Consider the following 24,226-nt stretch of genomic DNA (forward strand, 5'->3'; position numbering starts at 1 on the left):
CATGATTTTTTGCGGGAGCCCTGGACGGAATTGCCGTCCAGGGCTTTCTGTCTTCATGACCCCGACCGCGATCACACCGACCATCCGTTTCTGCCTGGCCCGCTCCGATGCCGCGGACCACGGCGCCCGCATCCCCGTCCAGGCCCATGAGGGTGCATCCGCCGGGTTTGACCTGCATGCCTGCCTGGAGGCGGCCGTCACCCTGCCCGGTGCGGACGCGCAGCCGTTTCGCATTCCGACGGGCCTGCGCGTGCAGATCCCGCTGGGCTTTTGCGGCCTGCTGGTGCCGCGCAGCAGCACGGGCGAGAAGGGATTGCGCCTGGCCAACACGGTCGGCATCATCGACTCGGACTACCGGGGAGAGATCCTGGTCTCCGCCACCACGGCCAGGCCCGGGGTCGTCGTGGCCCCAGGCGACCGCATCGCCCAACTGGTCATCGTTCCGGTCCCCACCCTGCATGTCGAGGTGGTGGACAGCCTGGACGACAGCCCCCGCGGCGCCGGCGGATTCGGCTCGACCGGCGCCTGAGCCGCTCGGGCCGGAAGGTGCGGTGGCGTCAACGACTTCTTAGCGACGACACGCGGACTGTGCGGTCCGCCAAGCCATGGAGCCAATCATGAACATCGCACCCGATGCCCGGACCGAGCACCCGCCCGCAGCGGAGGTGACGCATCCCCGCGATGACTGGGAGCGCCCAAGCATGGTCCGGATCGCGCTCGACCTGGCAGAGGCTGGCCCTGCCGGTCTCACCGATTCCGGCATCTTCTCCTGAACGGCGGGTCGCCACCCAGTTTTGAAGCCCCGCCGGGCTGCACCCCGGCTGAGTGACGACGGCTACTCGATCACCAGGCCGCCGGCCGAGGAACAGGCCTTGGCCGTGCGGAACCCGACCGCGTTGCCGACCTGGCAGAGAACCTCCCGCCCGCCGGCGCTGGTCGGCTTGGACGGCGGCGGCGGGATCTCCGCCGTCTGGCTGGGTGACGCGGGCGCTACCGGCTTGCCCGAGACGGCATTGCCCACCCCGGCAATGGCGCCGCCACCGCCCCCGCCCGTGCCCCAATAGGTCGCAACCGGAATGGCGAAGTTGAGCGACTGGCCGTCGCGCAGCAGGAAGGTCGTGATGCCGATCAGGTTGCCGCGCGAATCGAACAGGCCGCCGCCGGAGGAACCGGGCGAGATCGGCGCCGTGGTCTGGATATAGGGCCGACCCTCGTTCTCGCGCAGGCCGGAAATCAGGCCCTGGCCCAGCGTGCCCGACAGGCCGAAGGGCGCACCGATCGTGTAGACCGTCTCGCCCACGCGCAGGGCATCGTCCAGGCGGATGCCTGGCACCGGGTCGACGACGATGTCCTCGCTGCGGATCACGCAGCGGTCGGCGGCGGGATCGGCCGCAACCAGGCGCGCCTTGCCCGTACCGTTCTTGCCCATGATCGCGATGGAGCCGGGGTGATCCTCGACCACATGGCAGTTGGTCAGAAGGTGCCGGCGCGAGATCGCCACCGCCGAACCCTGGCTCTGCTCCGGATTGCCGTCGTCCTGCGCCAGCACGACATAGACCGAGCCCGAGACCTGCTCGTAGATCGTCTCCGGGTCGGCGCGCGCGCCGGCCAGGGCGGCCGGCTGCTCGACAACGGCGGGGTCCAGCCCGCCGGGTCCGCTCCAGCGGTCCAGCGCCGCCTCGGCCCGGCCACGCCCCTCGTCCCGGTCGCGGTCGCCCTTGGGCCCGTCCATGTAGCGGGCGACGCAGGCGGCCAGCGCTTGCAGCCCACGGGCCGTGCCGTCCAGGCTGTAGCGCCGCTGCAGCGGGCCGAAGTCGACGCCGACGCTGGAGCCGCGGCGCAGCGCCTCGAACAGACCGGGGTCGGAGCCCAGGTCGATCAGGACCGTCTCGTCCTCCAGCGTCGCATCCGCGCGCATGACGTCGCCCCGATCGACACGGAACGAGACACGGAAGGCATTGCGGCGCAGGCGCAGGTCGGGATCGCGGAAGAACAGGCCGTAGTTGAAGTCGCGGTCCAGGATGAAGCCAAGTTCGATCCCGCCTTCGTAGCGGGAGGACATGATGCAGGACGACAGGTCCTGTCCCCGGAAGTGCGGCCCGCCGCACCAGCCCGCGGCGCAGAAGTCGCCCTCCTCGGCCTGGACACCAGGAGCGGCCAGCAGCAGCGCCCCTAGGGCCAAGGCCGCGGCGGGCAGGAAACTCGACCGACCCATGCGCATCAACGCCCCCATGACCGGCGGCGCCAGACGCCGCATACTAGGCATTACGTCGCGATCGTACATCCGCAGCGCAATCGTGGGGAGGATGCTCATGCGTGAGGGAAGTCACAATCTGTCCAAAGGTTTGCTGGCGGCCACACTGCTTCTGGCAGCACCGGCGCCGGCGCTGGCGGATTCCTACAACGTGTTCTGCTCCAACAACCGGATCGAGGTGCAGCAGCGGACTCTGGAGCAGCAGTTGAGCGCGCGCGGCACGCCGACCTGCCAGCTTTCGGGCTTCAGCTCGTATTCGAGCGCGCTCGACTTCGCCAAGGCCAATTTCGGGGGCGAGGGACAGGCCTGCACCTGCGGCGACTGAACGTCAAAGCGTGCTTTCCGGCAGGCCGCTTGACCCCTGGCGTGGAGCGGAGGCACGCTGCCGCCGTGCTGCACTGCATGCAGCATTCCTTTGCAATGCAGCATAGCGCGGTGCCCGGCCGGTCATGACCATTCCCGAACTCCAGCAGCCGACCCTGCCCCCCTCCCTGTGGACCGCCGGGCAGCCGGCCTGGAGCGGCCCAACCCTTGCCCCCGGCGGGCACGAGGCGGACGTGGTCATCATCGGCGCCGGCTTCACCGGCCTGTCCGCGGCCCTCCATTTGGCGGAGCGCGGGCGCACGGTAATGGTGGTGGAGGCGGGCGAGCCGGGCTGGGGCGCCTCCGGCCGCAACGGCGGCCAGGTCATTCCCGGCCTGAAGGAGGACCCGGACGATCTGGAACGGCGCTTTGGCGCGGACCTGGTGGGCCTGGCCGGCGGCTCGGCCGACATGCTGTTCGACCTGGTGGCGCGTCACGGCATCGACTGCGACGCCCGGCGTTCCGGCTGGGTCCAGGCCGCGCATGCGCCTGACGCCCTGGCCGTGGCCCAGGCGCGCGCCCGGCAATGGCAGAAGCGCGGGGCGGAGGTGACCCTGCTCGACCGGGGGCAGATCGGCAGCCTGCTGGGGGCATCGGGCTATGTCGGCGGCTGGGTCGACCACCGCGGCGGCTCGGTCCAGCCCTTCCGCTATGCCCGCGGGCTGGCCGACGCCGCGATCCGCCTGGGCGCACAGGTCTTTGCCCGGACCAGGGTGACCGGGCTGGAGAAGGTGGGCGCCGGGTGGCGGATCGCCATCGAGGGCGGCCGCACGATCCAGGCGGCCCAGGTCATCCTGGCGACCAATGGCTATAGCGAGGACCTGTGGCCCGGCCTGCGCACCAGCATCGTGCCCGTCTATTCGTTCCAGCTGGCGACGGCGCCGTTGAGCGAGAACGTCCGGGCAAGCGTGCTGCCCGGCCGCCATGTCGTGTCGGAGACGCGGCGCATGATGGCCTATTTCCGGACTGACGAGCAGGGCCGCCTGCTGATGGGCGGTCGCGGCCCGTTCGTCGACCGGCCGACGCTGGACGACACCCAAAGCCTGAAGCGGATGGTCCAGCGCATCTTCCCGCAGGTTCCGCTGGAGGAGCCGCAATTCTGGTGGGGCGGCCGCATCGCCATGACGCTGGACCACCTGCCGCACCTCCATGTCCTGGCGCCCGGGCTGTTCGCCGGCCTTGGCTATAACGGCCGGGGGGTCGCGATGGCGACGGTGATGGGGCGGCTCCTGGCCGACCTGGCGACGGGCACGCCCGCCGGCGCCCTGCCCTTCCCGGTCAGCCGGCCGCGCTCGATCCCGTTCCATGGTCTGCGCCGCCCGGTGATGGAACTGCTGTTCCGCTGGTACGCCCTGCGCGACGACGCCGAGGCCCGTCGCGCCGGGTAGACAGGGGGCGCGGAGCTTCGGCCAGAGTCAGCCGATGGGGAGCGCGTTCTCCACCGTCTCGATGATCTGGGCCATGGAGAACGGCTTCAGGATCACGTCGTGGATCAGGCTGTCCAGGTTGTAGGCGCGCTGCCGTTCCTGGGCATAGCCGGTCATCATCAGGATCGGCATGTCCGGGAATTCCGCGCTGGCGGCCAGCGCCAGGGCGATGCCGTCCATCATCGGCATGACGATGTCGGTCAGCAGCAGGTCGAAGCGGCGCTCGTGCAGCAGCGCCAGCGCCGCCGCACCGTCCGTCGCCAGGACGACGTCATGGCCCCGCGTGGCCAGGGCGCGGGTCACGAACTGGCCGACCGCGGGATCGTCCTCCGCGACCAGGATGGCGGCGATGCGGGGCGGGCTCACGGGTCCATCACACCGATGAACGGCAGTTCGCGGAAGCAGTGGGCGCAGTCCATGCCATAGCCGACCACGAACAGGTCGGGACAGGTGAAGCCCACATATTCGGGATCGATCTGGGTCGCCCGCTTGCCCGGCTTCTCGAGCAGGACCGTGACGGCGACCCGCTCCGCCCCCCGCGCACTGAGCAGGTCCTTGGCATAGGCGAGCGTCCGCCCCGATTCGAGGATGTCGTCGATCAGCAGGACGGTCCGCCCCTCGACAGGCGATGTGATGTCGCGCAGGACCCGCACCTGGCCCGAGCTTTCGGTCCCCGCGCCATAGCTCGACAGCATCATGAAGTCGACCTCGACATGGGCGCCGTGGCGGTGCAGCGCCCGCAGCAGGTCGGCGGCATACATGAAGCTGCCCTTCAGCACCGCCACGCCGACCAGGTCGGTGCCCAGGTCGGCGACGATCGTCCCCGCCAGCGCCTCGATCCGCGCGGCGATCACGTCGGCCCCGTAGAGCTCGCTGACGGTCTGCGAAGGGGGAACGATGCGGGTCATGTCACTCCGGTGTTGCACGTGTTGCACAGGGGCGCGTCGCTGCGCGGTCCCTTTGGGTTAGGCAATCAGATCCAGGCGCCGCGCGGAAACCGGTCTCTTGTCACAGGTCCCGGTCGCGCGCCGCCGCTTAGAGCGGGCCGAACGTGACGCGCACCTCCTGCGCCTCGGGCGGGGGGTTGGAGAGCACCGACTCGAAGGTCGTCGCCGCATCCGGTGCAAGCCGCGCATCCTTGGCCTGCACCGTCTCGCTCAGCAGCTGCCGGCCGGTGGCGTCGACCAGGCTGACGACGATGCCGGGGACACCCGCCTCGGCCGGGGAATGGTTCAGCACCCGCCCCTTCACCATCAGCACGTTGCGCCCGGCGGTCTGGTCGCGCTCGAAGCGGATGTCGGCGAAATCCAGGGTGGCGCCCGGTTCGACCAGACCCAGCATCTCGTACAGCTGGCCGGCCGGGGGCCAGGCGGCAACCACTTCGCTGCGATAGACGAAGCCGGCGCCGATCACACCCGCGACGACCCCGGCCAGGCCCACCCAGCCCAGCCATTCCAGGTTGCGCCGGGGCGGCCGCGGAAAGCCCGGCAGGTTGGGTGGAGGCACGCGGGGGCCGCTGACCGGCGGCGGCGGCGGCTCCACCGGGTCCAGGCGGCGCGGCATGTCCTGTGGCGGGTCCTGCCGCCATTGGAACTGGCACCGCGCGCACCGGACCGTGCGGCCGGCCGGGCCCAGGGCCGACGCGTCGACCAGGTAGCGTGCACCGCAGGCCGGGCAACTCAGAATCATGCGCCCACCCTGTTCATGCCCCGATCCCGTTCATGACCCGATCCCGCTCATGACCATGGCGGCCCCTGCCATCCGTGCTGCCAGCATAGTACATGGCGCGCCGCCCCGCCTTCAAAGCACCGCGCTTGCTGCATTGCAATCGGCAGTCTATCAGGTCCCGGGCAAGAGGGACGCAATGGCAGACGATAAGACAACAGCCGACACGACAGTGGCAGGCGCGGCCACGGCAGCGGAGCCCGGCTATACCAGGATGATCGGCCCCTATGGCAAGGTCGCCGACCGCACCGGCGCCATGCGCTATGGCTTCATCGTCGAGGGCCGTCACCTCAATGCCAACGACATTGTCCATGGGGGCATGCTGATGTCGTTCGCCGATCATCTCCTGTCCCGCTCGGCCTATGACGGGGCGGGCCGGCGCATGTGCTCGACCGTCTCCCTCAATTGCGACTTCGTGGCCCCAGGCAAGCCCGGCGACTGCATCTTTGGCGACGCGCGCGTGACGCGGGCGACCAAGACGCTGGTCTTCGTCACCGGAGAGATCCGGAACGAGGAGCGCATCCTGATGAGCGCCCACGGCGTGTGGAAGGTGGTCGGCGCATGACCGGCGCGCGGGTTCTGTCCCGCCCCCAGGACAACGTGCCCGAGGGGTGGGAGGAGATGACCCTCTCCGATCCGTTCGAGCAGGTGATCGGGCCGTTCTACCACCGCCGGACGGAGCGGGGCCGCGACTTCGCCTTCCGCGCCGGGGCCCGCCACTTCAACACCGGCGGGGCCGGGGTCGTGCATGGCGGCATGATCCTCAGCTTCCTCGACGCCTCGCTCGGCGCCTGCGCCTATGACGCAATCCGCCCGGGGCACGCCGCGACGCTGAACCTGTCGACGGAATTTGTGTCCGCCGCCAAGCTTGGCGACTGGGTCGAATGCCGCTGCGAGGTGCTGCGCCAGACCCGCTCGATCCTGTTCGTGCGGGGCATGCTGCTGGCGAACGACAAGGTCGTCGCCAACGCCTCCAGCCTGTGGAAGGTGATCGGGGCGTAGCGGCCTTTCCGCCGTTGTTCTCTGGAGAAGGTGCTCCAGCGGTCGTCATCCTGAGGAGGCGCGACGCGTCGTCTCGAAGGGTGCTGGCGCATGCCTTCGCACGCTCGAATACGGCGGTGCATGGGCACTAGCGGGTGCTGGGCCCGGCCTGAGAATTCGGAACGCGTTCTGAACTGCGGGTGTCGCAGCGTCATCGCTTGGATAGAGCAAGCGTTCACTCTATAAGGCGGCATGGCCCGCTCGCCCGACCCCGCCCTTGGCCTTGAACGCCGCCGCCAGATCCTGGAGGCGGCACAGGTCTGCTTCGAGCGGCGCGGCTTCCATGCCGCCTCCATCTCGGAAATCTGTGGCGAGGCGCGGATCAGCCCCGGCCACCTCTATCATTTCTTCGAGAACAAGGAGGCGATCGTCGAGGCGATCGTGGCCCAGGACCAGGCTGCGGAAGCCGACTTCTTCGCCCGCGTGATGGGTCACGAGCGCCCGGTGGAGGCGCTGTTCCGCATCGGCGCGCACGAGCGGCCGCAGCGCGCCATCAGCGAGCCCGTCGCGGCCGAGATCATGGCGGAAGCCGCCCGCAACGACCGCATCGGCCGCATGGTCCGGGCCAATGACCAGCGCACGCGCCACCTGCTGGCGGACGTTCTGCGCGCGGGCCAGGCCAGTGGCGAGGTCCATCCGGGCCATGACCTGGAGGCGATGGTGACGCTGCTGCTGGCGCTGGGCGACGGCTACCTGATCCGGGCCATCGCCCAGCCTGGCTTCGAGACGGATGCGCTGCGCGACCTGGTGCACGCGATCTTCCTGCGCGCCATGGCAGGCCCACCGGCCAGCGTCCCCTATCAGCCGGACTGACCCATGGTGACGTTCTTCCTGGGCCGCCCGGTCTTCGCGATCGTGGTGGCGATCCTGATGGTGATCATCGGTGCGATTGCCGGCAGCACGCTTCCGGTCTCGCAATACCCCGACATCACGCCGCCGCAGGTCGTGGTCAGCGCCACTTACGCCGGCGCCAGTGCCGAGGTCGTGGCCGACAGCGTCGTGACGCCGCTGGAGCAGCAGATCAACGGCGTCGACAACATGCTCTACATGTCGTCGAACAGCGCCAATGACGGCTCGGCCTCGATCACCATCACGTTCAAGATCGGCACCGATGTCGACCTGGCCACCGTCAACGTCCAGAACCGGGTCAGCCGCGCCACGCCTTTGCTGCCGGAGGTCGTGAACCGCACGGGGGTCGTGGTCCAGAAGCAGCAGCCGAACATCATGACGGTGGTCGAGCTGAACTCGCCCGACCGCAGCCGGGACGAGGTGTTCCTGGCCAACTTCGCCAACCTTCAGGTCGTCGACGCGCTGAAGCGGATCCCCGGCGTGGGCGACGTGCAGCTCTTCGGGTCCAAGCTCTATGCCATCCGTGTCTGGCTGGACCCGGCGCGCATGGCGCAGCTGGGTGTCACTCCGCAGGACGTGCAGCAGGCGGTGCAGGACCAGAACGTGCAGGTGGCGGCGGGCAAGATCGGCCAGGCCCCCTCGCCCCCGGGCGTCGTCTTCCAGTACCAGATCCAGGCCCAGGGGCGCCTGAGCAAGCCGGAGGAGTTCGAGAAGATCATCGTCAAGCGGGGCGCGGATGGCCAGCTGGTCCGCCTGGGCGACCTGGGCCGCGTGGAACTCGGCTCGCAATCCTATGACGCCTCGGCCAGCCTGGACGGCCTGCCCTCTACCGCAATGCTGGTGTTCCAGACGCCGGACGCCAACTCGCTCCAGACGATCGCCCGGGTGCGCGAGGCGATGGACGCGATGGCGCCGGGCTTCCCCAGCGGCATCAGCTGGTCGAACAGCTATGACACGACCAAGTTCGTGGCCGAATCGATCCGGGAAGTGCTGAAGACGCTGGGCGAGGCGATGCTCCTTGTCTTCCTGGTGGTGTTCGTCTTTCTCCAGAACTGGCGGGCCACCCTGATCCCGGCCATTGCCATTCCGGTCTCGCTGATCGGCACGCTGGCGGTCATGTCGCTGCTCGGCTTCTCGATCAACACGGTGTCGATGCTGGGCATGGTCCTGGCCATCGGCCTGGTCGTGGACGATGCGATCGTCGTGGTCGAGAACGTCAGCCGCCAGCTGGAGGAAGGGCAATCGCCGCTGGGTGCCGCCCGCGTCGCCATGCGCGAGGTGACGGGACCGATCATCGCCACGACCGCCGTGCTGGGCGCCGTGTTCGTGCCGGTCGCTTTCATCCCCGGCATCACGGGCCAGCTCTACAACCAGTTCGCCCTGACCATCGCGATTTCGGTCGGCTTGTCGGCCTTCAACTCGCTGACCCTGTCGCCGGCTTTGTGCGTGCTGCTGCTGCGCCGGGGCGACCACGAGGGGCGCGGCTTCGTCTTCCGCAACTTCAACCGCGGCTTCAATGCGATGTCGCGCGGCTATGAACAGTCGATCCCGGTCATCACCCGGCACTGGATCCTGTCGTCGCTGCTGTTCCTGGTGCTCAGCGGGCTGGCCGTCGTGCTGCTGCTGCAGCGGCCATCCAGCTTCGTGCCGCAGGAGGATGACGGCTCGTTCATCGTGCAGATCCAGCTGCCCGACGGTGCCTCGCTCGCCGAGACGCAGAAGGTTGTCGACGTCGTGCGCGAGCAGCTGCAGGCGGCCGACGGGGTGGACCACGTCGTGGCGCTCAGCGGCCTCAACATCATGACCTTCACCCAGCAGTCGAACGCCGCACTCAGCTTCGTGATCCTGAAGCCGTGGAGCGAGCGCGGGCCCGGCCAGTCCGCGGCCGAGCTGGTGGCCAGGCTGCAACCGCAGTTCTTCGGGATTCCCAACGCCTTCGTCTTCCTGTTCAACCCGCCGTCGATCCCCGGCCTGGGCCAGACCGGCGGCTTCGAATACCAGTTGCAGGACCGTGCCGGGCGCGGCTGGCCGGCCATGCACGCAGCGCTTGAGGACCTGCTGGGCGCCGCCGCCCAGCGCCCCGAACTGACCCAGGTCTTCACGACCTATTCGGCCGGCGTGCCGCAATACCGCCTGGAAGTCGACCGCGAGAAGGTCGAGACGCTGGGCCTGAACCTGCCCGACGTGTTCAACGCCATGCAGATCCTGCTGGGCTCGCTCTACGTCAACGACATCAACCTCTATGGCCGGATGTTCCGCGTGATCCTTCAGGCGGAAGCGGACGCGCGGGCCAGTGCCACCGACCTGTCGCGCATCCATGTCCGCGACGCGAAGGGCAACATGGTGCCGGTCGACACCGTGGCCAGGCTGGTGCCGATCACGGGGCCGGAGGCGATCAGCCACTACAACGTCTATCCCTCGATCGCGATCAGCGGCGCGGCGGCGCCGGGCTACAGCTCGGGCCAGGCGATCGCGGCGATGGAGGAGATCTCGCGCGCCGTGCTGCCGCCGGGCATCGGCTTCGAGTGGACGGGCCTGACCTATCAGGAGATCCAGGCCGGCGACCTGGCGCCGTTCGTGTTCGCCCTGGCCTTCGTCTTCGTCTTCCTGTTCCTGGCGGCGCAGTACGAAAGCTGGACCATGCCGTTCATGATCCTGCTGTCGGTGCCGCTGGCGGTGCTGGGGGCGGCGGCCGGCCTGACCCTGTTCGGCTTGCAGCTCGACATCTTCGGTCAGATCGGCATCGTCATGCTGATCGGCCTGGCAGCCAAGAACGCGATCCTGATCGTGGAGTTCGCCAAGCGCAGCCGCGAGGAGGAGGGCCGCTCCATCGTGCGGTCGGCCATGCATGCCGCGCGCCTGCGCCTGCGCCCGATCCTGATGACCGCCTTTGCCTTCATCCTGGGCGTGGTGCCGCTGGTCCTGTCGACCGGGGCCGGCGCGGGCGCCCGGCGATCGCTGGGCACCACGGTGTTCTCCGGCATGCTGTCGGCCACCGTGCTCAGCCTGTTCTTCGTGCCCCTGTTCTACGTCCTGATCGAGACGCTGCGCGAGCGCTTCGGCGCCGGCCGACCGGCAGAGACCAGCGCCGGGGCCAGTGTCAGCGTCGGCGTGGCCGACGCCGAGGAGGATCGTGCGTCATGAGCCTGGGTCGCGTCGTCTTCGTCACCTTGGCGCTGGCCCTTGTCGGGGGCCTGGGCTGGCTTGCCTTCGGCCCCCGCGAAGCCCCGGAACAGGGCATGGCCATGCCGTCCGTGATGCCGGCGGCCATCGCCACGGCCGAGGCACGCAGCGTGCCGATCGTGCGCGAGTACGTCGCGACCAGCGAGGCCGTCGAGCGGGTGGAGGTGCGCGCCCGCGCCACCGGCTACCTGCTCAGCCGGCAGTTCAGCGAGGGCGACGAGGTGACGGCCGGCCAGGTTCTCTACCGCATCGACGCCCGCGACTATGAGGCGACGCGCGCCCGGGCCGCCGCCCAGGTGCAGATGATGCGCCAGACCCAAGGCAGGCAGCAGCAACTCGCGGCGCGCGGCTATGCCGCCCGGGCCACCCTGGACCAGGCCAATTCGAACCTGCGCCAGGCCGAGGCCGACCTGCGCGCGGCCGAGATCGCGCTCGACTTCACGACCATCCGTGCGCCCATCGCCGGCCGCATCGGCCACAGCGCCGTCGACGTCGGCAACCTGATCGCGACGGGCGACACGCTGCTGACCACGATCGTCCAGCTGGACCCGCTGCATGCCATGGCGCGGCCGGCCGAGGCGGACCTGCCCGCCATCCGCGCGGCGCTGGGCCGCGGCCCGGTCGTCGCGGAGTTCGCGACGCCGGGCGGCGGGCCGGTCCTGTCGGGCCGGGTCGACTTCATCGGCAACGAGGTGGACGCCGCGACTGGAACCATTCCCGTGCGCCTGACGCTGGACAATCCGGACAAGCACGTCCTGCCGGGCCAGTTCGGCCGCGCCCGGCTGCACCTGGGGCGCCAGGATGCCGCCGTGGTGGTGCAGCAGCGCTCCGTCGGCTCGGACCAGATCGGCCGCTTCGTCCTGGTGGTGGGCGAGGGCGACATCCTGCAGCGCCGCGACGTGACGCTGGGTGCCGAGGTCGGCACGGACATCGTCGTGGCGCAGGGCCTGGCGGCGGGCGAGCGCTACATCGCCGATGGCCTGCAGAAGCTGCGTCCCGGCCTGCAGGTCACGCCGCTGCCCCCGCCCGGCGCGGAGCCCGGCGCAGCCCCACCGGCGAGCTGATGGCGCATCGCCCCTGACGTAGCGTCCACAAGGGGCAGGAATTTCGCGGCAGCTGGTGCACTGCGACAATCGCGGTCCTGTGCAGCGCGGCATACGACGCTTAGGGTGCGGCGTCGATTCGGACAGCGGCGCATGGCGGGCTCCCACGGGGTCGCTGCGCATGGCACCCCGGCCCCGGGCCTTCCGCCCTGGCAGGACCGCGCCGCTCCAAGGAGGATTTATGGACCTGAGTCAGATTCCCGTGGGCGTGGCACCGCCCTGGGACGTCTATGCCGTGATCGAGATCCCGCAGGGCGGCCTGCCCGTCAAGTACGAGATCCACAAGCCGTCGGGCGCCCTGTTCGTGGACCGCTTCCTGCACACCTCGATGGTCTATCCGGCGAACTACGGGTTCGTGCCGCATACCCTGTCGGACGACGGCGACCCGATCGACATCCTGGTGGTCAGCCAGACCCCGGTCGTGGCCGGCTCGGTCATCCGCTGCCGTCCGATCGGCGCCCTGGTGATGCAGGACGAGGCCGGCGGGGACGAGAAGATCGTGGCCGTGCCCGTGCAGAAGCTGCACCCGTTCTACAGCACCGTGAAGGAGCTGACCGACCTGCCCGAGATCCTCACCGAGCAGATCCAGCATTTCTTCGAGCACTACAAGGACCTGGAAAAGGGCAAGTGGGTGCGCGTTGCCGACCGGCTGAACGCCGAGGGGGCCGCCCGCCTGATCGCCGAAGCCGTCGCCCGGGGGGCCGCCGCGAAGGGCTGAACCGTGCGCCCCAGACGCAGGCGGCCCCGCGCCGCCTGCCCCGCCTTCCGACCGGCCGCTCACGAATTGTGGCATCAGCGCATTGGGGCCGCCGGCCGACTGTGCTATGACCTGTCGGGCCCGCCATGGTCCTAGACCTCGTCATCATCCTCGCCCTGATCCTGGTCAACGGCGTGCTCGCCATGTCGGAGATGTCCGTCGTGGCGTCGCGCAAGGCTCGCCTGCGCCAGGCGGCCGAGGAAAAGCGCGCCGGCGCCGCATCGGCCCTCGCCCTGGCCGAAGACCCGGGCCGCATGCTCTCGACCGTCCAGATCGGCATTACGCTGATCGGGACGCTGGCCGGTGCGTTCGGCGGCGCCACCCTGTCCGCGCCGGTCGCCGCCTTGCTTGTGGGCGTGCCCGGAATCGACCCGGCAATGGCCGACAACATCGCCTTTGGCGTGGTGGTCGTCCTGATCACCTATTTCTCGCTGATCCTGGGCGAACTGGTGCCAAAGCGCCTGGCCCTGGGCCAGCCCGAGTCGCTGGCGCGGCGTCTGGCGCCGATGCTGAAGCTGCTGGCCAAGGTGGCAAGCCCGCTGGTCTGGCTGCTGAGCAAGTCGACCGAGCTGGTCCTGGCCCTGATCCCCGGCCAGCAGGAGAGCGAGTCCGGGGTCACGGACGAGGAAATCCGCCTGCTGATGCAGGAGGGCGCCCAGGCCGGCCATTTCCAGGAAGCCGAGCGGCAGATCGTCGACATGACCCTGCGCCTGGGCGACCGGCGCATCGCGGCCCTGATGACGCCCCGACCCCAGATCGAATGGCTGGACCTGGACGAGAGCGAGGCCGAGATCCTGAAGCGCGTGGTGGAGAGCCACCGCTCCCGCTTTCCGGTGCGCAAGGGCTCGGCGAACGAGGTGCTGGGCTTTGTCCAGGTCAAGGACCTGCTGGCGCAGCGTCTCGCCGGGCAGGCGCTGGACCTCCAGGCGCTGCTGCGCCCCGTGCTCTATATCCCGGAGACGGCGCCAGCCCTCCAGGCCGTGGAACGCTTCCGCGGGACGGGCAATCCGCTGGCCCTGATCGTCGACGAGTATGGCGACATCCAGGGCCTGGTGACCCTCAACGACATGCTCGAGGGCCTGATCGGCGACCTGCCGGAACCGGCGGAGGACGAAGGTCCCAGCGTCGTCCGGCGGGAGGATGGCTCCTACCTGGTCGACGGCACCTATTCGGTCGACCAGTTGTGGTCCGCCATCGGCATGCCGCCGCACCAGCCGGATGATGGCGCGGAGTTCCACACGCTGGGCGGCCTGGTCATGCACTGCCTGAAAAAGATCCCGACGGCGGGCGACCATTTCACGCTGGCCGGGTTCCGGCTGGAGGTCATGGACATGGATGGACGCCGCGTGGACAAGGTCCTGATTTCGCCCCCCTCGGCCGAGGCCGAGTAGAGCCGATGCCCTGGAGCGAGATCACGGCGCTGCTGAGCGTCGTGCTCATCGACATCGTCCTGGCGGGGGACAATGCCGTGGTCGTCGGCATGGCGGCGGCGGGCGTGGCGCGGGAGCAGCGCCGCCGCGTCATCTTCTGGGGCATTGCCGCCGCCACGGTAATGCGCATCGTCTTTGCCTTCTTCACCTATGAACTGCTGGCGATCGTCGGCCTGACGCTGGCGGGCGGCATCCTGCTGCTGTGGGTGTCGTGGAAGTTCTGGCGCGAGATCCGCGAATCCCGAACCCACAGCGAGCAGGACGGTGCCGCCGCCCTGGCCGATGGCGAGGTCACGGCAGCGCCCAAGTCGTTCCGTGCCGCCGTGACCCAGATCGTCATGGCGGACGTGTCGATGTCGCTGGACAACGTCCTGGCGGTCGCCGGCGCAGCCCAGGAGCATCCCTGGATCATGCTGGTGGGGCTGTCGATCTCGGTCGTGCTGATGGGTCTGGCGGCCAGCCTGATCGCGCGCCTTCTCCAGCGCTGGCACTGGATCGCCTATGTCGGCCTGGGCGTCATCGCGATCGTCGCGGTCAGCATGATCTGGCGCGGCACCGAGGAAGTGCTGAAGGTCACGGGGACGGCCGGCTGACGCACCAGCCCCATGGCGTGGCGGGGCGTTCGTGTTCCAATATCGCGTCAGATGAACGAACCGTCCCGGCCGCCCGCGGCAGGCTGGGCGCTGTTGAGCGGAGGCACGCAATGGGTACCCCTGGCGCCGGCACCAATCCCTTCGAGACCGACCTGGACCGGACGCCGGCCAACTACCAGCCGCTGAGCCCGATCGGCTTCCTGGAGCGCGCGGCCAAGGTCTATCCCGACCGCATCGCGATCATCCACGGGCCCCAGCGCATCACCTATGCCGACTTCTACGTGCGGGCGCGGCGCCTGGCCTCCGCCCTGGCGAAGCACGGCATCGGCGTTGGCGACACCGTCTCGATGATGCTGCCCAACGTGCCCGCCATGCTGGACGCGCACTATGGCGTGCCGATGACCGGGGCCGTGCTGAACACGATGAACGTCCGGCTGGATGCTGCGACCATCGCGTTCACCCTGGACCATGCCGAGACCAAGGTGCTGATCACCGACCGCGAGTTTTCGGCGACGGTCAAGGCGGCCCTGGCCCAGGCCAAGGCCACGCCCCTGGTGATCGACGTCGACGATCCCCTGTATGACGGTCCGGGCGAGCGCCTGGGCTCCATCCTGTACGAGGACTTCATCGCCGGCGGCGATCCGGATTACGCCTGGTCGCCCCCGGACGACGAATGGCGGGCGATCTCGCTCAACTACACCTCGGGCACGACGGGCAATCCCAAGGGTGTCGTCTATCACCACCGCGGCGCATACCTGAACGCGATCAGCAACGTCGTGGTCGGCAGCATGCCGCTGCATGCCGTCTACCTGTGGACGCTGCCGATGTTCCACTGCAATGGCTGGTGCTACACGTGGTCGCTCAGCGTGATCGCGGGCACCCATGTCTGCCTGCGCCGGGTGGAGGCCGCGGCCATCTACAGCGCCCTGGCGGAGCATAAGGTGACGCACATGTGCGGCGCGCCGATCATCATGGGCCTGCTGATCAACGCGACCGACGCCCAGCGCAAGCCGCTGCAATCGACCGTCAACTTCATGACGGCAGCGGCCCCCCCGCCGGCGGCCGTGCTGGCCGCGATGGAGGCCAAGGGCTTCCCCGTCACCCACCTCTATGGCCTGACGGAGACCTATGGCCCCGCCACCGTCTGTGCCTGGAAGTCGGAATGGGACGCCCTGGACGCGGATTCCCGAGCCGCCAAAAAGTCCCGGCAGGGCGTGCGCTACCCGGTCCTGGAGGACCTGGCGGTGATCGACCCGGAGACGATGGAGCGCGTGCCCGCCGACGGCGAGACGATGGGCGAGGTCATGTTCCGCGGCAACATCGTCATGAAGGGCTACCTGAAGAACCCCAAGGCGACGCAGGAATCGCTGGCCGGCGGCTGGTTCCACTCCGGCGACCTGGGCGTGATGCATGCCGACGGCTACATCCAGCTCAAGGACCGGTCCAAGGACATCATCATCTCAGGCGGGGAGAACATCTCGACGATCGAGGTGGAGGGCGTGCTGTTCCGGCACCCGGCGGTGCTCGAGGCCGCCGTGGTGGCACGGCCGGACGAGAAGTGGGGCGAGACGCCGTGCGCGTTCGTCACGCTGAGGGCGGATGCGCCGCCGACAACGGAGGCCGACCTGATCGCCTTCTGCCGCCAGAACCTGGCGCACTACAAGGTGCCGCGCACGGTCGTCTTTGCCGAACTGCCCAAGACCTCGACCGGCAAGGTGCAGAAATTCGTCCTGCGCGACCAGGCCCGCAGCCTGACCTAGGGAAAGCGCCAGGCGTGCGGTGGACGGGGTGGAGCCCACGGGTTCGCCCCGAACGGCGCCGCCGATGCGGCTCCCGCGCCTGCTGGACCGGAGCGGGGTGTGCCCGCTGACGCGCGCCCTCCGCTCCAGGTCCTTGGACTGCCGCATTCTGCGGGGCGCCAGGAGAGACGGCCTGGCTTCAAAACATGTCAGGGGGTTGTATCTGGTCCGCTTCCCCAGGATTGGCGTAGAAGCGGCGGGTGCACACTCAGCGCGGGGAGAGGCGCTGGATCTCCTCCTTCACCTTCAGCTTCTGGAGCTTGAGTTCCTTGAGCCGGATGGTGTCGGGGGCAGGTCGGCGATGTTCCAGATGGATCGCCTCGTCGAGGTTGGAATGCTTGTGAGACAGGCTGTCGATATGACTCTTCAGCGTCATCGTGATCCTCCAACTGCGGGGGCATTGTGTGCTCCCCCCCATATGGAACCACGTAGGGGCCATGGGGTCAGCCTGCAAGAGCGCACGGTTCTGTGATGCCGCAACGCATCATCATCGGCATCAGCGGGGCCTCCGGCGCCATGCTGGGCGTGCGCGTGCTGGAGGCGGCAAACGTCCTTGGCCTGGAAACACACCTGGTCATCAGCAAGGCGGCGGAACTGACATTCGCGCACGAGACCGACCTGCGCACGGCGGATGTGAAGGCCCTGGCCCATACGGTGCATGCCATCGGGGACATGGCGGCGGCGATTTCCTCAGGCTCGTTCAAGACCTTGGGCATGATCGTGGCGCCGTGCTCTGTGCGCTCGCTGTCCGAAGTCGCAAGCGGGGTCACGACCACGCTGCTGACGCGGGCGGCCGACGTCGTGCTGAAGGAGCGCCGTCGCCTGGTCCTGATGGTGCGGGAATCGCCGCTCCACCTGGGGCATCTGCGCTCCATGGTCCAGGCGACAGAGATGGGGGCCATTGTTGCACCGCCGGTGCCGGCCCACTACACGGGCCTGGCGACAGTCGACGCCATGGTGCGGCAGAGCGCCGCACGCGCGCTGGACCTGTTCGGCCTGGATGCGCCCGGCACGGTCCGCTGGAGCGGCGCTCAGCGCCCATCCTGAGCGGCCTGGGCCAGGCGCTCCGCAGCGCGCGGCGGCACGCCCAGCGCCGCCAGCGCAGGCAGGGGCGACACGGGTGGGCCATCCGGGGGCCAGGGGCCAAGCGCCTCCACCAGGATGGCCTGGGCGCGGCGTTCCGCCTCCAGTTCCGCGGCTGCGATGGCCTGACGTGTCGGCTCGGCCCCCGTCATGCCCTTCAGTCCGCGGCGCAGCGTGCGCAACGGTTCCACCACCTGGGCACGCCAGGGCGCCAGCGTGATGACCGCCCGCGACAGGTCCCATGGCTCCAGCCCGCGCCCGCGGCTGGCGCTGAAGCAGCACAGCAGGACGGTGTTCACGTCCAGGCCCAGATGGTCCTGCAATTCCAGGCACAGCTCGGCCATCCCGGGCCGGGCATAGAGGGCTGCTGCCTCGGCCCAGAACGCGGCCGCGCGGGTGGCGACATCCATGCCATTTTTCTGGTCATCGGCATTCATCGTGAAGGCTGCTCCGTGATACAGTCCGCGCCCTTCGAGGGCTTGCGAGCACGATGGCTGTCCAGACCGAAGAAGAAGAGACCCTGCGCCGGCAACTCGCCGATCTCCGCGAGGAGCATCGCGACCTGGACGATTCGATCAACGCCTTGCTGCGTGCGCCGCCGGTCGACCAGTTGCAGATCCAGCGCCTGAAGCGCCGCAAGCTGGCGCTGAAGGATTTGATGAGCCGGATCGAAAGCCGCCTGCTGCCCGACATCATCGCCTGAGCCCTGGCTACATCTGGATCGCCGCAAGCGCCCGGCGCAATGGCGCGTCGGTAATCTGGATAGGTCCTGAGAATGGGATATCCATGTCCAGGATCAGGTAGATCGCGGCAGCATTCAGGGCCGCCGCGACGACAAAAAGGCCGACCAGCACCCGGTTCGCCGGTGCCCGGTAGCCGAAACTGGCAAAGATCAGGGTCAGCCAGGCAATCAGCATCCCGATCAGGGGCGACGGGATCACCCCTTCGGACTTCTCGATGATCAGCCAGCGCTGCTCGACCAGATGGCGGTACTGGGCCCGCGCATCCGTCAGGGCCGCGTCCCCCGGCCCGCCATCGCCCGGTATGGCCGCCAGCGCCAGGCGCAGCCGGTCGAAATGCCAGGCGGCGCTGTTCTCCTCATGGTGGAGTGGATCGTCGGCGCGCGCCGGGCTGGCGATGGCCGCCTCGACATAGTCCTCCAGCCGGTGACGGGCCTCCTCCGCGCCGGCCCCGTAGATGCGCAGCGTCTGGTCCAGCATGATGAGGCTGGCGCCATAGGTGTGCAGGCTGGTGTCGATCGTCTCGAACGTGTTCTTGGCCGAATTCAGCATCAGGCCGAACACCAGCGACGTCATCACCACGAACAGGTTCACGACCAGGCGGACGACGTCGTTTGTCGGCTGGTCGCGATGACGGGCGGGCAGTTTCGGATAGAGCAGCATCGTGCCGATCGCCATGGCCGCCAGCCAGGCAAAGACGGCAAGCCCCACACCGATGTGACTCACGCAAGGCCCCCCGATGCCGACGCAACGCGGCCCAAGGTTACAGGATGTTCAGGGCGCAGCGGTACCCGCGAGGAACGCCCAGACCGGTGCCACCGGGTCCATCTCCGCGCTGAGCGTGCCGGCCAGGTTGGGCGGACCCCACATCAGGCCGCCGGGCCAGGTGTGGCCGCCGCCTTCGACATGGATCAGCTCGACCGCCGCGGGGGCTGTGCAGGTCCAGTCTGCGATCAGCAGGCGCGTCCCGTCGTCCGGCTTCTGGTCCACGACGCGCGAAGCCGATGGCGCCGCACAGGCCTGGCCTTGCGCCAGGTGCGCAGCGGTGGCCTGGCCACCCAGCATGCTGCCATAGGAATTGCCGCCCAGGCTGGGCGCACCGCCGGCGAAGGGTACGATGGCGTCCCGGTCACCGCCGATCACAAGAGCCCGCAGGCCGGGCCGTGCAGCGCAGGTCGCCGCCACGTCCCGCGGCAGGTAGCCGGCAATGGCCGCCACCGCGGCGATCCTGTCCGGCGCCTGGCACGCCAGGCGCAGCGCCATCATCGCGCCCATGGAGAAGCCGGCGACGCGAACCTGGGCGCCATCGATGGGCGTGCGGGCGGCCACGTCGTCGATCACGGCGCGCAGGAAGGCGACATCGTCGGTGCCGGACGGCATCAGGCCCGCGTTCCAGCTGCTGAACAGGCCGTCGGGCGATGCGATGACGAAGCCCTCCCGCTCGGCCAGGCGGTTGAAGCGCTGGAAGGTCAGCGCCTCCATCGCGGCCCCCGACCCGCCCGCCCCGTGCAGCAGCAGGAGCAGCGGGCGGGGCCCTGGCGGCAGGGTCTGCGGCACGAAGAGGCGATAGGCCCTGGGCCCGCTCTCCTGCTCCAGGCCGATGCAGGCAGCCTCAAGGCCCGGACGCTCCTGCAGGCAGAACGCTGCCTGCGCGGCGCCCGGCCCCAGCGCCAAGCCAAGCGCGGCGGCGACGCCCAGCGCCAGGGCGCGCGCCACGGGTGCTACTCGGCCGCCTGGGCCGCGGATGCCCGCGCCTCGGTGAAGAAGCGGCGCGGGTTCTCGGTCACGATATGATCCAGGTCGGCCTGGGACACCCCCATGCGCAGCAGCTCGGGGAAGATGTTCTCGAACAGGTGGGTCATCTTCCAGTTGGGGATGATCTTCTCGAACGCGTCGATCTGGACGCCGCCGGGCAGCGTGCCCAGGAAGCAGTTGACCTTGTCGTGGCTCAGCATCAGGCGGTCGCGGTGGCCGCCCTCGACCAGGGTCTTGACGTTCTTCATCCGCACTTCGTCGGGCACGATGTCGACCAGGCCAAAGCGGTCGAACCCGACATAGGAGCCGCGTGCGGCCAGCGACGCTTGGTACTCGGGATCGTCGCGGCCGTCGGAATGGCCGACCATCAGCTGGCAGGACGGCACGCCCTGCGCCGTGATGATGTCGATCTGGTCGTGGCCGCAGGTGCACTTCTCGGTGTGGGAGATCAGCGGCACGCCGGTGATGCGCGCGGCCTGACCCGCCGCGGTCAGCAGCTTGCGCTCATAGTCCGAGACGCGTCCCTCCCCCGTCGAGATCTTGATCAGGCCGGCCTTGATCCCGGAATAGCCGATGCCGTCCTCGATCTCCTTCACATAGATCTCGGTGATCGCCTCGACCGGCAGATGACGGAAGGTGAAGGTCAGGCCGGCATCCTCGTAATAGGCGCCGGTGGTGCAGACGATGTTGATGCCGCTCTTCTGCGCGACCTCGGCGCAGATGTCGACCTGGCGGCCCATGTCCATCGGGCACGGATCGACCACGGTGCGCACGCCATAGGCATGGAGCTGCTGGAACGCGTCGATGACGCGGGGCATCACCTCGGCGCGCTTGAACTCGGGCTGACGGTTGTCGAGGTACCAGCCGGGAAAGCCCACCAGCACATGCTCGTGCATCAGGGTGCGGCCCAGGTCGGCCGTGTTCATTTGGCCGGCGGTCGTGTTGATCACATCCGTCATTGTCTTGTTCCTCCCGTTATGGAGGAACTCTAGGACGGATTAGAACAGCCGACTACTCTTGGCGGCCACGGGGCCGCGAAAGATCAGGCGATCAGGTTGATCGCCGTCTGGGCCAGTTCGCTGGTCGTCTGCACGACGGCAGCACTCGCCTCCGCCGCCAGCTTGGCATTGGACAATTGCACGATCACGGCGGGGTCCACGGCCCCTTCCGCGATCTGCTGGGCGGCCTGGGCGACCTGGCCTGTGGCCTTGGTGAAGCCCTGGACGGCGGCGACCTGCGCCCCCTGGATACCGGATACGGACATGGCAGCAGACTGCGCCGCAAAGCTTGCGGAACGCTTAACAAACGCTGTTAGGCTGCTGCCAACGACAAGGCAGGACCGGGGGGATTGATGGCGACCTATGCACAGGCGGGCAGCACGGCCGGCTCCGACCAGCCAGCACCGGGAGAGCCGCCCTATCCGCGCGCCGCCTATGCCTGGTACGTCGTCCTGGTCCTCAGCCTGGCCTATACGTTCTCGTTCGTGGACCGGCAGATCCTGACATTGCTGGTGGCGCCGATCCGCCGCGACCTGGGCCTGACCAATACCGAGATCACGCTGCTGCAGGGGATCGCCTTTGCGATCTTCTACACGTTCATGGGCTTTCCCGTGGGCCGCATGGTCGACCGGTCAAGCCGGCGCACGATCATCGCGATCGGCATCGTGGTGTGGAGCCTGGCGACCGCTGCCTGTGGCCTGGCCACCAATTTCTGGGAGCTGTTCGTCGCCCGCATCTTCGTCGGCGTGGGCGAAGCGGCGCTGGGGCCGGCCGCGTTCTCCCTGATCGCCGACTACTTCCCGCCGCGGCGCCGGGGGGCGGCACTCGGCTTCTATGGCGTCGGCATCTATGTCGGCGCTGGCCTGGCCTTCGTGATCGGGGGCCTGGTCGCGCAGCAATTGTCCGGCGTGGAGATGATCGTCGTCCCCGTGCTGGGCGAGATGCACCAATGGTCGCTGGTGTTCTTCGTGGTCGGCCTGCCCGGCGTCCTGGTGGCGGCGCTGATCTTCACGATCCGCGAACCGTTCCGGCGCGAGGTCAAGACCGGGCTGCGGGCCGACGGCACGCATGGCGCCGTGCATGCCACGGTCGGCGACCTGGTGGCCTTCCTGAAGGGCAACTGGAAGACCTTCGCCTGCCACAATATCGGTTTCGGCCTGCTGGCCATGACCAGCTATGGCGCCGGCTTCTGGATCCCGAACTATCTGATGTGGAACCTGGGCTGGGACCAGGCCCAGGCCGGTGGCTATTACGGCCTGCTGGTGATCCTGTTCGGCACGCCTGGGGTCATCCTGGGCGGCCTGCTGGGGGATCGGTTGGGCCAGCGCGGTGGTCGCAACGCCCGCATGCAGGTCGGCCTGATCTGCGCCATCGGCAGCCTGGTGCCGACCGTCGGCTTCGTCCTGGTGCAGGGCGAAGTGGCGACGATGGCGGTTCTGGCGGTCGCGACGCTGTTCCTCTCCATGCAGTCGTCGGCCGGGCCGGCGGCGCTGCAGGAAGTTGTGCCGAACCAGCTGCGCGGCCAGGTCGCGGCGCTCTACGTCTTCACGGTCACGCTGATCGGACTGGGCCTGGGCCCCACCGTGATGGCGCTCGTCCTGGACCATGTGTTCGGCTACGACCAGGCGGTGGGCATGGCGGTCGCCATCGTCGCGGCGGTGGCCTTGCCGCTGGCCGGCGTCCTGTTCTGGCTGGGCATGGCGCCTTTTGCCCGCAGCCGGGACGACCTGGCGCGGGCCGTCGGCAGCGGGGCCCCAGCCGCCAGCCCGGCCTGAGCGGGACGGTCGCGAAACCTGTTCGCGCTGGTCACAGCAAGGTTTCGGGACCTGCGCTCAGATGGGCCATGGTCCTTGGAACCCCCGCGCGAAAGCGGCATTTGCCAGCGGGCCAGACCCGGAGGAATTGCGTCGCCATGAAGCGGATCGTCCACACTGCCCTTGCGCTGGGCGCCAGCCTTGGCGTCGCGGCCCTTGCCACGCCTGCCCAGGCCCAGTTCGGCCAGGGCCAGGGCACCGGAAACGCGGTGTTCGACCAGCTGCTGCAGCAGATGCTGCAGGGCCAGGGCGGGCAACAGCAGCAGCAGCCCTCCGCCTGGGACCGCCGCTGCGACGTGATCGCGGGCGAATGGCGCTGGTTCGATGGCTCGCGCCTGATGGCGGACCCCAGTGGCCGCTTTGCCACGGACCGTGGTCGCGAGGGGCGGATCTATTGCGTCGATCCCAACCGCCAGGCCTTCGAGTTCCGCTGGGATGCCGGCTGGCGTGACCAGGTGACCCTGTCGCGCGACCTGTCGCGCCTGGACGGCGTCAACGATTCGGGCCAGCGCATCACGGCCGAGCGCACCGACCGCCGGCCGCCGCCGGGCGGCGGCCCCGTGGCCGGGGGCCCGGACGGCGGGCCGGACGGCGATATTCCGCGGCGCTGCCAGCCGGCGGTGGGCACCTGGACCTGGTTCGACGGCAACCAGGTGACACTGCAGCCCAATGGCCGCTTCCGCTCCACTAGCGGCAATCGCGGCCGCTGGTCCTGCACCGATCCGGGCGACCGGGAGATCACCCTGAACTGGGATCCGGGCTGGGTCGACACGCTCCGCGTCGACCGCGAAGGGACCCGGCTGGAGGGTCGCAACACGCAGGGCTTCCGCGTCACGGCGGACCGGGCCGACGACGATCGCGGCGACGACACCGCGCGGCTGGATCCCGGCTGCGAATCGCTGCTGGGCACGTTCGGCTGGCGCGGCGGAGCCAGCATCTCGCTCTATGAGGATGCCAGCTTCCGCATCCAGGGCGCGCGTGGCCCCGACCGCGGCAACTGGAACTGCCAGGTCGATCGCCGCCGCGTGACGCTGCGCTTCGATGACGGGGCGGTCGAGACGTTGCGCTTCTCGCGCGACCGGCAGACCCTGACCGGCGCCATTGGCGGCCGGAACGTCACGGCGACTCGCTGATCGCCCGGGCTTTGCACCGGGAAGCCTAGCCGGCGGCGCGCGGCCATCCGCCAAAGCCGGCGGGTCCGATCGCCGCGGACGCCTGGAATACTGTGCGCCCGCCCTTGATTTTCCCAGCCCGATGCGGCCTTTGGACCGCACCGGGCGAGTGGTCTGCGTCAACTTCGCGTTCAGCATGC

General features: G+C 69.1%; 27 protein-coding genes. 17 read left to right on the forward strand and 10 right to left on the reverse strand.

Annotation, left to right across the window (positions count from 1 at the left end; all coding sequences use genetic code 11):
• The first annotated feature begins 55 nt into the window (after window positions 1–55).
• On the forward strand, window positions 56–529 hold the full coding sequence (gene dut / locus ACI6GS_RS00300) for a dUTP diphosphatase (protein ID WP_439815775.1): 474 nt from the start codon (window positions 56–58) through the stop codon (window positions 527–529).
• A gap of 88 nt (window positions 530–617) precedes the next feature.
• Entirely contained in the window at window positions 618–773 is a 156-nt protein-coding gene (locus tag ACI6GS_RS00305) for a hypothetical protein (RefSeq protein WP_439815776.1), read from the forward strand.
• A gap of 62 nt (window positions 774–835) precedes the next feature.
• Here ACI6GS_RS00305 and ACI6GS_RS00310 read toward each other — a convergent pair whose 3' ends face one another.
• Window positions 836–2,314: a S1C family serine protease gene (locus ACI6GS_RS00310; RefSeq protein ID WP_439815777.1), complete on the reverse strand. Its 1,479-nt coding sequence runs from the start codon at window positions 2,312–2,314 to the stop codon at window positions 836–838.
• Here ACI6GS_RS00310 and ACI6GS_RS00315 point away from each other — a divergent pair.
• Window positions 2,313–2,579: a hypothetical protein gene (locus ACI6GS_RS00315; protein WP_439815778.1), complete on the forward strand. Its 267-nt coding sequence runs from the start codon at window positions 2,313–2,315 to the stop codon at window positions 2,577–2,579. The two genes, ACI6GS_RS00310 and ACI6GS_RS00315, sit on opposite strands and share 2 nt — an antisense overlap.
• A 124-nt stretch (window positions 2,580–2,703) precedes the next feature.
• Entirely contained in the window at window positions 2,704–4,005 is a 1,302-nt protein-coding gene (locus tag ACI6GS_RS00320) for an NAD(P)/FAD-dependent oxidoreductase (protein WP_439815779.1), read from the forward strand.
• A 27-nt stretch (window positions 4,006–4,032) separates the two neighbouring features.
• Here the strand turns inward: ACI6GS_RS00320 and ACI6GS_RS00325 are convergent, their stop codons facing one another.
• The 3 genes from ACI6GS_RS00325 to ACI6GS_RS00335 form a co-directional block, all read right to left on the reverse strand.
• Entirely contained in the window at window positions 4,033–4,410 is a 378-nt protein-coding gene (locus ACI6GS_RS00325; protein ID WP_439815780.1) for a response regulator, read from the reverse strand.
• Window positions 4,407–4,952, reverse strand: coding sequence for a hypoxanthine phosphoribosyltransferase (gene hpt, locus ACI6GS_RS00330; protein WP_439815781.1), 546 nt, complete (start codon window positions 4,950–4,952; stop codon window positions 4,407–4,409). The genes ACI6GS_RS00325 and hpt overlap by 4 nt, the downstream gene beginning before the upstream one ends.
• 127 nt (window positions 4,953–5,079) lie before the next feature.
• Window positions 5,080–5,733 (reverse strand): DUF3426 domain-containing protein, encoded by a 654-nt coding sequence (locus ACI6GS_RS00335; RefSeq protein ID WP_439815782.1) that lies wholly within the window; start codon window positions 5,731–5,733, stop codon window positions 5,080–5,082.
• Window positions 5,734–5,908: 175 nt separating this feature from the next.
• Between ACI6GS_RS00335 and ACI6GS_RS00340 the strand changes: the two genes are divergently transcribed.
• The 9 genes from ACI6GS_RS00340 to ACI6GS_RS00380 all read left to right on the forward strand — a co-directional run bounded on the left by ACI6GS_RS00340 (window position 5,909) and on the right by ACI6GS_RS00380 (window position 16,485).
• On the forward strand, window positions 5,909–6,334 hold the full coding sequence (locus ACI6GS_RS00340; protein ID WP_439815783.1) for a PaaI family thioesterase: 426 nt from the start codon (window positions 5,909–5,911) through the stop codon (window positions 6,332–6,334).
• The gene (locus tag ACI6GS_RS00345) at window positions 6,331–6,771 is read left to right on the forward strand and encodes a PaaI family thioesterase (protein ID WP_439815784.1); all 441 of its coding nucleotides are present in this window, start codon (window positions 6,331–6,333) and stop codon (window positions 6,769–6,771) included. Before ACI6GS_RS00340 ends, ACI6GS_RS00345 begins: the two co-directional genes overlap by 4 nt.
• A gap of 231 nt (window positions 6,772–7,002) precedes the next feature.
• Complete coding sequence (locus ACI6GS_RS00350) at window positions 7,003–7,623, forward strand: TetR/AcrR family transcriptional regulator (protein ID WP_439815785.1); 621 nt, start codon at window positions 7,003–7,005, stop codon at window positions 7,621–7,623.
• A 3-nt stretch (window positions 7,624–7,626) separates the two neighbouring features.
• Window positions 7,627–10,803: an efflux RND transporter permease subunit gene (locus tag ACI6GS_RS00355; protein WP_439815786.1), complete on the forward strand. Its 3,177-nt coding sequence runs from the start codon at window positions 7,627–7,629 to the stop codon at window positions 10,801–10,803.
• Window positions 10,800–11,906 carry an efflux RND transporter periplasmic adaptor subunit gene (locus ACI6GS_RS00360; RefSeq protein ID WP_439815787.1) on the forward strand — a complete coding sequence of 369 codons (1,107 nt, stop codon included), beginning with the start codon at window positions 10,800–10,802 and terminating at the stop codon, window positions 11,904–11,906. Before ACI6GS_RS00355 ends, ACI6GS_RS00360 begins: the two co-directional genes overlap by 4 nt.
• A 220-nt stretch (window positions 11,907–12,126) precedes the next feature.
• Window positions 12,127–12,663 carry an inorganic diphosphatase gene (gene ppa, locus ACI6GS_RS00365; RefSeq protein WP_439815788.1) on the forward strand — a complete coding sequence of 179 codons (537 nt, stop codon included), beginning with the start codon at window positions 12,127–12,129 and terminating at the stop codon, window positions 12,661–12,663.
• A 125-nt stretch (window positions 12,664–12,788) separates the two neighbouring features.
• Entirely contained in the window at window positions 12,789–14,093 is a 1,305-nt protein-coding gene (locus ACI6GS_RS00370) for a hemolysin family protein (RefSeq protein ID WP_439815789.1), read from the forward strand.
• 5 nt (window positions 14,094–14,098) lie between these two features.
• Window positions 14,099–14,725: a TerC family protein gene (locus ACI6GS_RS00375; RefSeq protein WP_439815790.1), complete on the forward strand. Its 627-nt coding sequence runs from the start codon at window positions 14,099–14,101 to the stop codon at window positions 14,723–14,725.
• 110 nt (window positions 14,726–14,835) lie between these two features.
• Window positions 14,836–16,485, forward strand: a complete 1,650-nt coding sequence (locus ACI6GS_RS00380; protein ID WP_439815791.1) for an acyl-CoA synthetase — start codon at window positions 14,836–14,838, stop codon at window positions 16,483–16,485.
• 247 nt (window positions 16,486–16,732) lie between these two features.
• Here the strand turns inward: ACI6GS_RS00380 and ACI6GS_RS00385 are convergent, their stop codons facing one another.
• On the reverse strand, window positions 16,733–16,900 hold the full coding sequence (locus ACI6GS_RS00385; RefSeq protein ID WP_439815792.1) for a DUF465 domain-containing protein: 168 nt from the start codon (window positions 16,898–16,900) through the stop codon (window positions 16,733–16,735).
• A gap of 95 nt (window positions 16,901–16,995) precedes the next feature.
• Between ACI6GS_RS00385 and ACI6GS_RS00390 the strand changes: the two genes are divergently transcribed.
• Window positions 16,996–17,571, forward strand: coding sequence for a UbiX family flavin prenyltransferase (locus tag ACI6GS_RS00390; RefSeq protein WP_439815793.1), 576 nt, complete (start codon window positions 16,996–16,998; stop codon window positions 17,569–17,571).
• Here ACI6GS_RS00390 and ACI6GS_RS00395 read toward each other — a convergent pair.
• On the reverse strand, window positions 17,556–18,017 hold the full coding sequence (locus ACI6GS_RS00395) for a TIGR02444 family protein (protein WP_439815794.1): 462 nt from the start codon (window positions 18,015–18,017) through the stop codon (window positions 17,556–17,558). The genes ACI6GS_RS00390 and ACI6GS_RS00395 overlap by 16 nt on opposite strands.
• An 80-nt stretch (window positions 18,018–18,097) precedes the next feature.
• Here ACI6GS_RS00395 and ACI6GS_RS00400 point away from each other — a divergent pair, with 80 nt between their 5' ends.
• Window positions 18,098–18,310, forward strand: a complete 213-nt coding sequence (locus tag ACI6GS_RS00400) for a YdcH family protein (protein WP_439815795.1) — start codon at window positions 18,098–18,100, stop codon at window positions 18,308–18,310.
• A gap of 7 nt (window positions 18,311–18,317) precedes the next feature.
• On the opposite strand, the gene ACI6GS_RS00405 is transcribed toward ACI6GS_RS00400, so the two are convergent.
• From ACI6GS_RS00405 to ACI6GS_RS00420, 4 genes are all read right to left on the reverse strand, one after another.
• Complete coding sequence (locus ACI6GS_RS00405) at window positions 18,318–19,073, reverse strand: hypothetical protein (protein WP_439815796.1); 756 nt, start codon at window positions 19,071–19,073, stop codon at window positions 18,318–18,320.
• 48 nt (window positions 19,074–19,121) lie between these two features.
• The gene (locus tag ACI6GS_RS00410) at window positions 19,122–20,063 is read right to left on the reverse strand and encodes an alpha/beta hydrolase family esterase (RefSeq protein WP_439815797.1); all 942 of its coding nucleotides are present in this window, start codon (window positions 20,061–20,063) and stop codon (window positions 19,122–19,124) included.
• 5 nt (window positions 20,064–20,068) lie between these two features.
• Window positions 20,069–21,061, reverse strand: coding sequence for a phosphotriesterase family protein (locus ACI6GS_RS00415; RefSeq protein WP_439815798.1), 993 nt, complete (start codon window positions 21,059–21,061; stop codon window positions 20,069–20,071).
• An 83-nt stretch (window positions 21,062–21,144) separates the two neighbouring features.
• Window positions 21,145–21,366 carry a hypothetical protein gene (locus tag ACI6GS_RS00420; protein WP_439815799.1) on the reverse strand — a complete coding sequence of 74 codons (222 nt, stop codon included), beginning with the start codon at window positions 21,364–21,366 and terminating at the stop codon, window positions 21,145–21,147.
• Between the two features lie 87 nt (window positions 21,367–21,453).
• Between ACI6GS_RS00420 and ACI6GS_RS00425 the strand changes: the two genes are divergently transcribed.
• The gene (locus tag ACI6GS_RS00425) at window positions 21,454–22,875 is read left to right on the forward strand and encodes a spinster family MFS transporter (RefSeq protein WP_439815800.1); all 1,422 of its coding nucleotides are present in this window, start codon (window positions 21,454–21,456) and stop codon (window positions 22,873–22,875) included.
• Between the two features lie 137 nt (window positions 22,876–23,012).
• Entirely contained in the window at window positions 23,013–24,047 is a 1,035-nt protein-coding gene (locus ACI6GS_RS00430; RefSeq protein WP_439815801.1) for a hypothetical protein, read from the forward strand.
• Window positions 24,048–24,226: the final 179 nt, after the last annotated feature.

The sequence above is a fragment of the Zavarzinia sp. CC-PAN008 genome, assembly GCF_051903925.1.
Lineage (GTDB): Bacteria > Pseudomonadota > Alphaproteobacteria > Zavarziniales > Zavarziniaceae.

What these genes read in the sequence shown, in the direction of transcription:
- dut (WP_439815775.1), top strand. Translation starts at nt 56, where the DNA reads ATGACCCCGACCGCGATCACACCGACCATCCGTTTCTGCCTGGCCCGC.
- ACI6GS_RS00305 (WP_439815776.1), top strand. Translation starts at nt 618, where the DNA reads ATGAACATCGCACCCGATGCCCGGACCGAGCACCCGCCCGCAGCGGAG.
- ACI6GS_RS00315 (WP_439815778.1), top strand. Translation starts at nt 2,313, where the DNA reads ATGCGTGAGGGAAGTCACAATCTGTCCAAAGGTTTGCTGGCGGCCACA.
- ACI6GS_RS00310 (WP_439815777.1), bottom strand. Translation starts at nt 2,314, where the DNA reads ATGAGCATCCTCCCCACGATTGCGCTGCGGATGTACGATCGCGACGTA.
- ACI6GS_RS00320 (WP_439815779.1), top strand. Translation starts at nt 2,704, where the DNA reads ATGACCATTCCCGAACTCCAGCAGCCGACCCTGCCCCCCTCCCTGTGG.
- hpt (WP_439815781.1), bottom strand. Translation starts at nt 4,952, where the DNA reads ATGACCCGCATCGTTCCCCCTTCGCAGACCGTCAGCGAGCTCTACGGG.
- ACI6GS_RS00335 (WP_439815782.1), bottom strand. Translation starts at nt 5,733, where the DNA reads ATGATTCTGAGTTGCCCGGCCTGCGGTGCACGCTACCTGGTCGACGCG.
- ACI6GS_RS00340 (WP_439815783.1), top strand. Translation starts at nt 5,909, where the DNA reads ATGGCAGACGATAAGACAACAGCCGACACGACAGTGGCAGGCGCGGCC.
- ACI6GS_RS00345 (WP_439815784.1), top strand. Translation starts at nt 6,331, where the DNA reads ATGACCGGCGCGCGGGTTCTGTCCCGCCCCCAGGACAACGTGCCCGAG.
- ACI6GS_RS00350 (WP_439815785.1), top strand. Translation starts at nt 7,003, where the DNA reads ATGGCCCGCTCGCCCGACCCCGCCCTTGGCCTTGAACGCCGCCGCCAG.
- ACI6GS_RS00355 (WP_439815786.1), top strand. Translation starts at nt 7,627, where the DNA reads ATGGTGACGTTCTTCCTGGGCCGCCCGGTCTTCGCGATCGTGGTGGCG.
- ACI6GS_RS00360 (WP_439815787.1), top strand. Translation starts at nt 10,800, where the DNA reads ATGAGCCTGGGTCGCGTCGTCTTCGTCACCTTGGCGCTGGCCCTTGTC.
- ppa (WP_439815788.1), top strand. Translation starts at nt 12,127, where the DNA reads ATGGACCTGAGTCAGATTCCCGTGGGCGTGGCACCGCCCTGGGACGTC.
- ACI6GS_RS00370 (WP_439815789.1), top strand. Translation starts at nt 12,789, where the DNA reads ATGGTCCTAGACCTCGTCATCATCCTCGCCCTGATCCTGGTCAACGGC.
- ACI6GS_RS00375 (WP_439815790.1), top strand. Translation starts at nt 14,099, where the DNA reads ATGCCCTGGAGCGAGATCACGGCGCTGCTGAGCGTCGTGCTCATCGAC.
- ACI6GS_RS00380 (WP_439815791.1), top strand. Translation starts at nt 14,836, where the DNA reads ATGGGTACCCCTGGCGCCGGCACCAATCCCTTCGAGACCGACCTGGAC.
- ACI6GS_RS00385 (WP_439815792.1), bottom strand. Translation starts at nt 16,900, where the DNA reads ATGACGCTGAAGAGTCATATCGACAGCCTGTCTCACAAGCATTCCAAC.
- ACI6GS_RS00390 (WP_439815793.1), top strand. Translation starts at nt 16,996, where the DNA reads ATGCCGCAACGCATCATCATCGGCATCAGCGGGGCCTCCGGCGCCATG.
- ACI6GS_RS00395 (WP_439815794.1), bottom strand. Translation starts at nt 18,017, where the DNA reads ATGGATGTCGCCACCCGCGCGGCCGCGTTCTGGGCCGAGGCAGCAGCC.
- ACI6GS_RS00400 (WP_439815795.1), top strand. Translation starts at nt 18,098, where the DNA reads ATGGCTGTCCAGACCGAAGAAGAAGAGACCCTGCGCCGGCAACTCGCC.
- ACI6GS_RS00415 (WP_439815798.1), bottom strand. Translation starts at nt 21,061, where the DNA reads ATGACGGATGTGATCAACACGACCGCCGGCCAAATGAACACGGCCGAC.
- ACI6GS_RS00420 (WP_439815799.1), bottom strand. Translation starts at nt 21,366, where the DNA reads ATGTCCGTATCCGGTATCCAGGGGGCGCAGGTCGCCGCCGTCCAGGGC.
- ACI6GS_RS00425 (WP_439815800.1), top strand. Translation starts at nt 21,454, where the DNA reads ATGGCGACCTATGCACAGGCGGGCAGCACGGCCGGCTCCGACCAGCCA.
- ACI6GS_RS00430 (WP_439815801.1), top strand. Translation starts at nt 23,013, where the DNA reads ATGAAGCGGATCGTCCACACTGCCCTTGCGCTGGGCGCCAGCCTTGGC.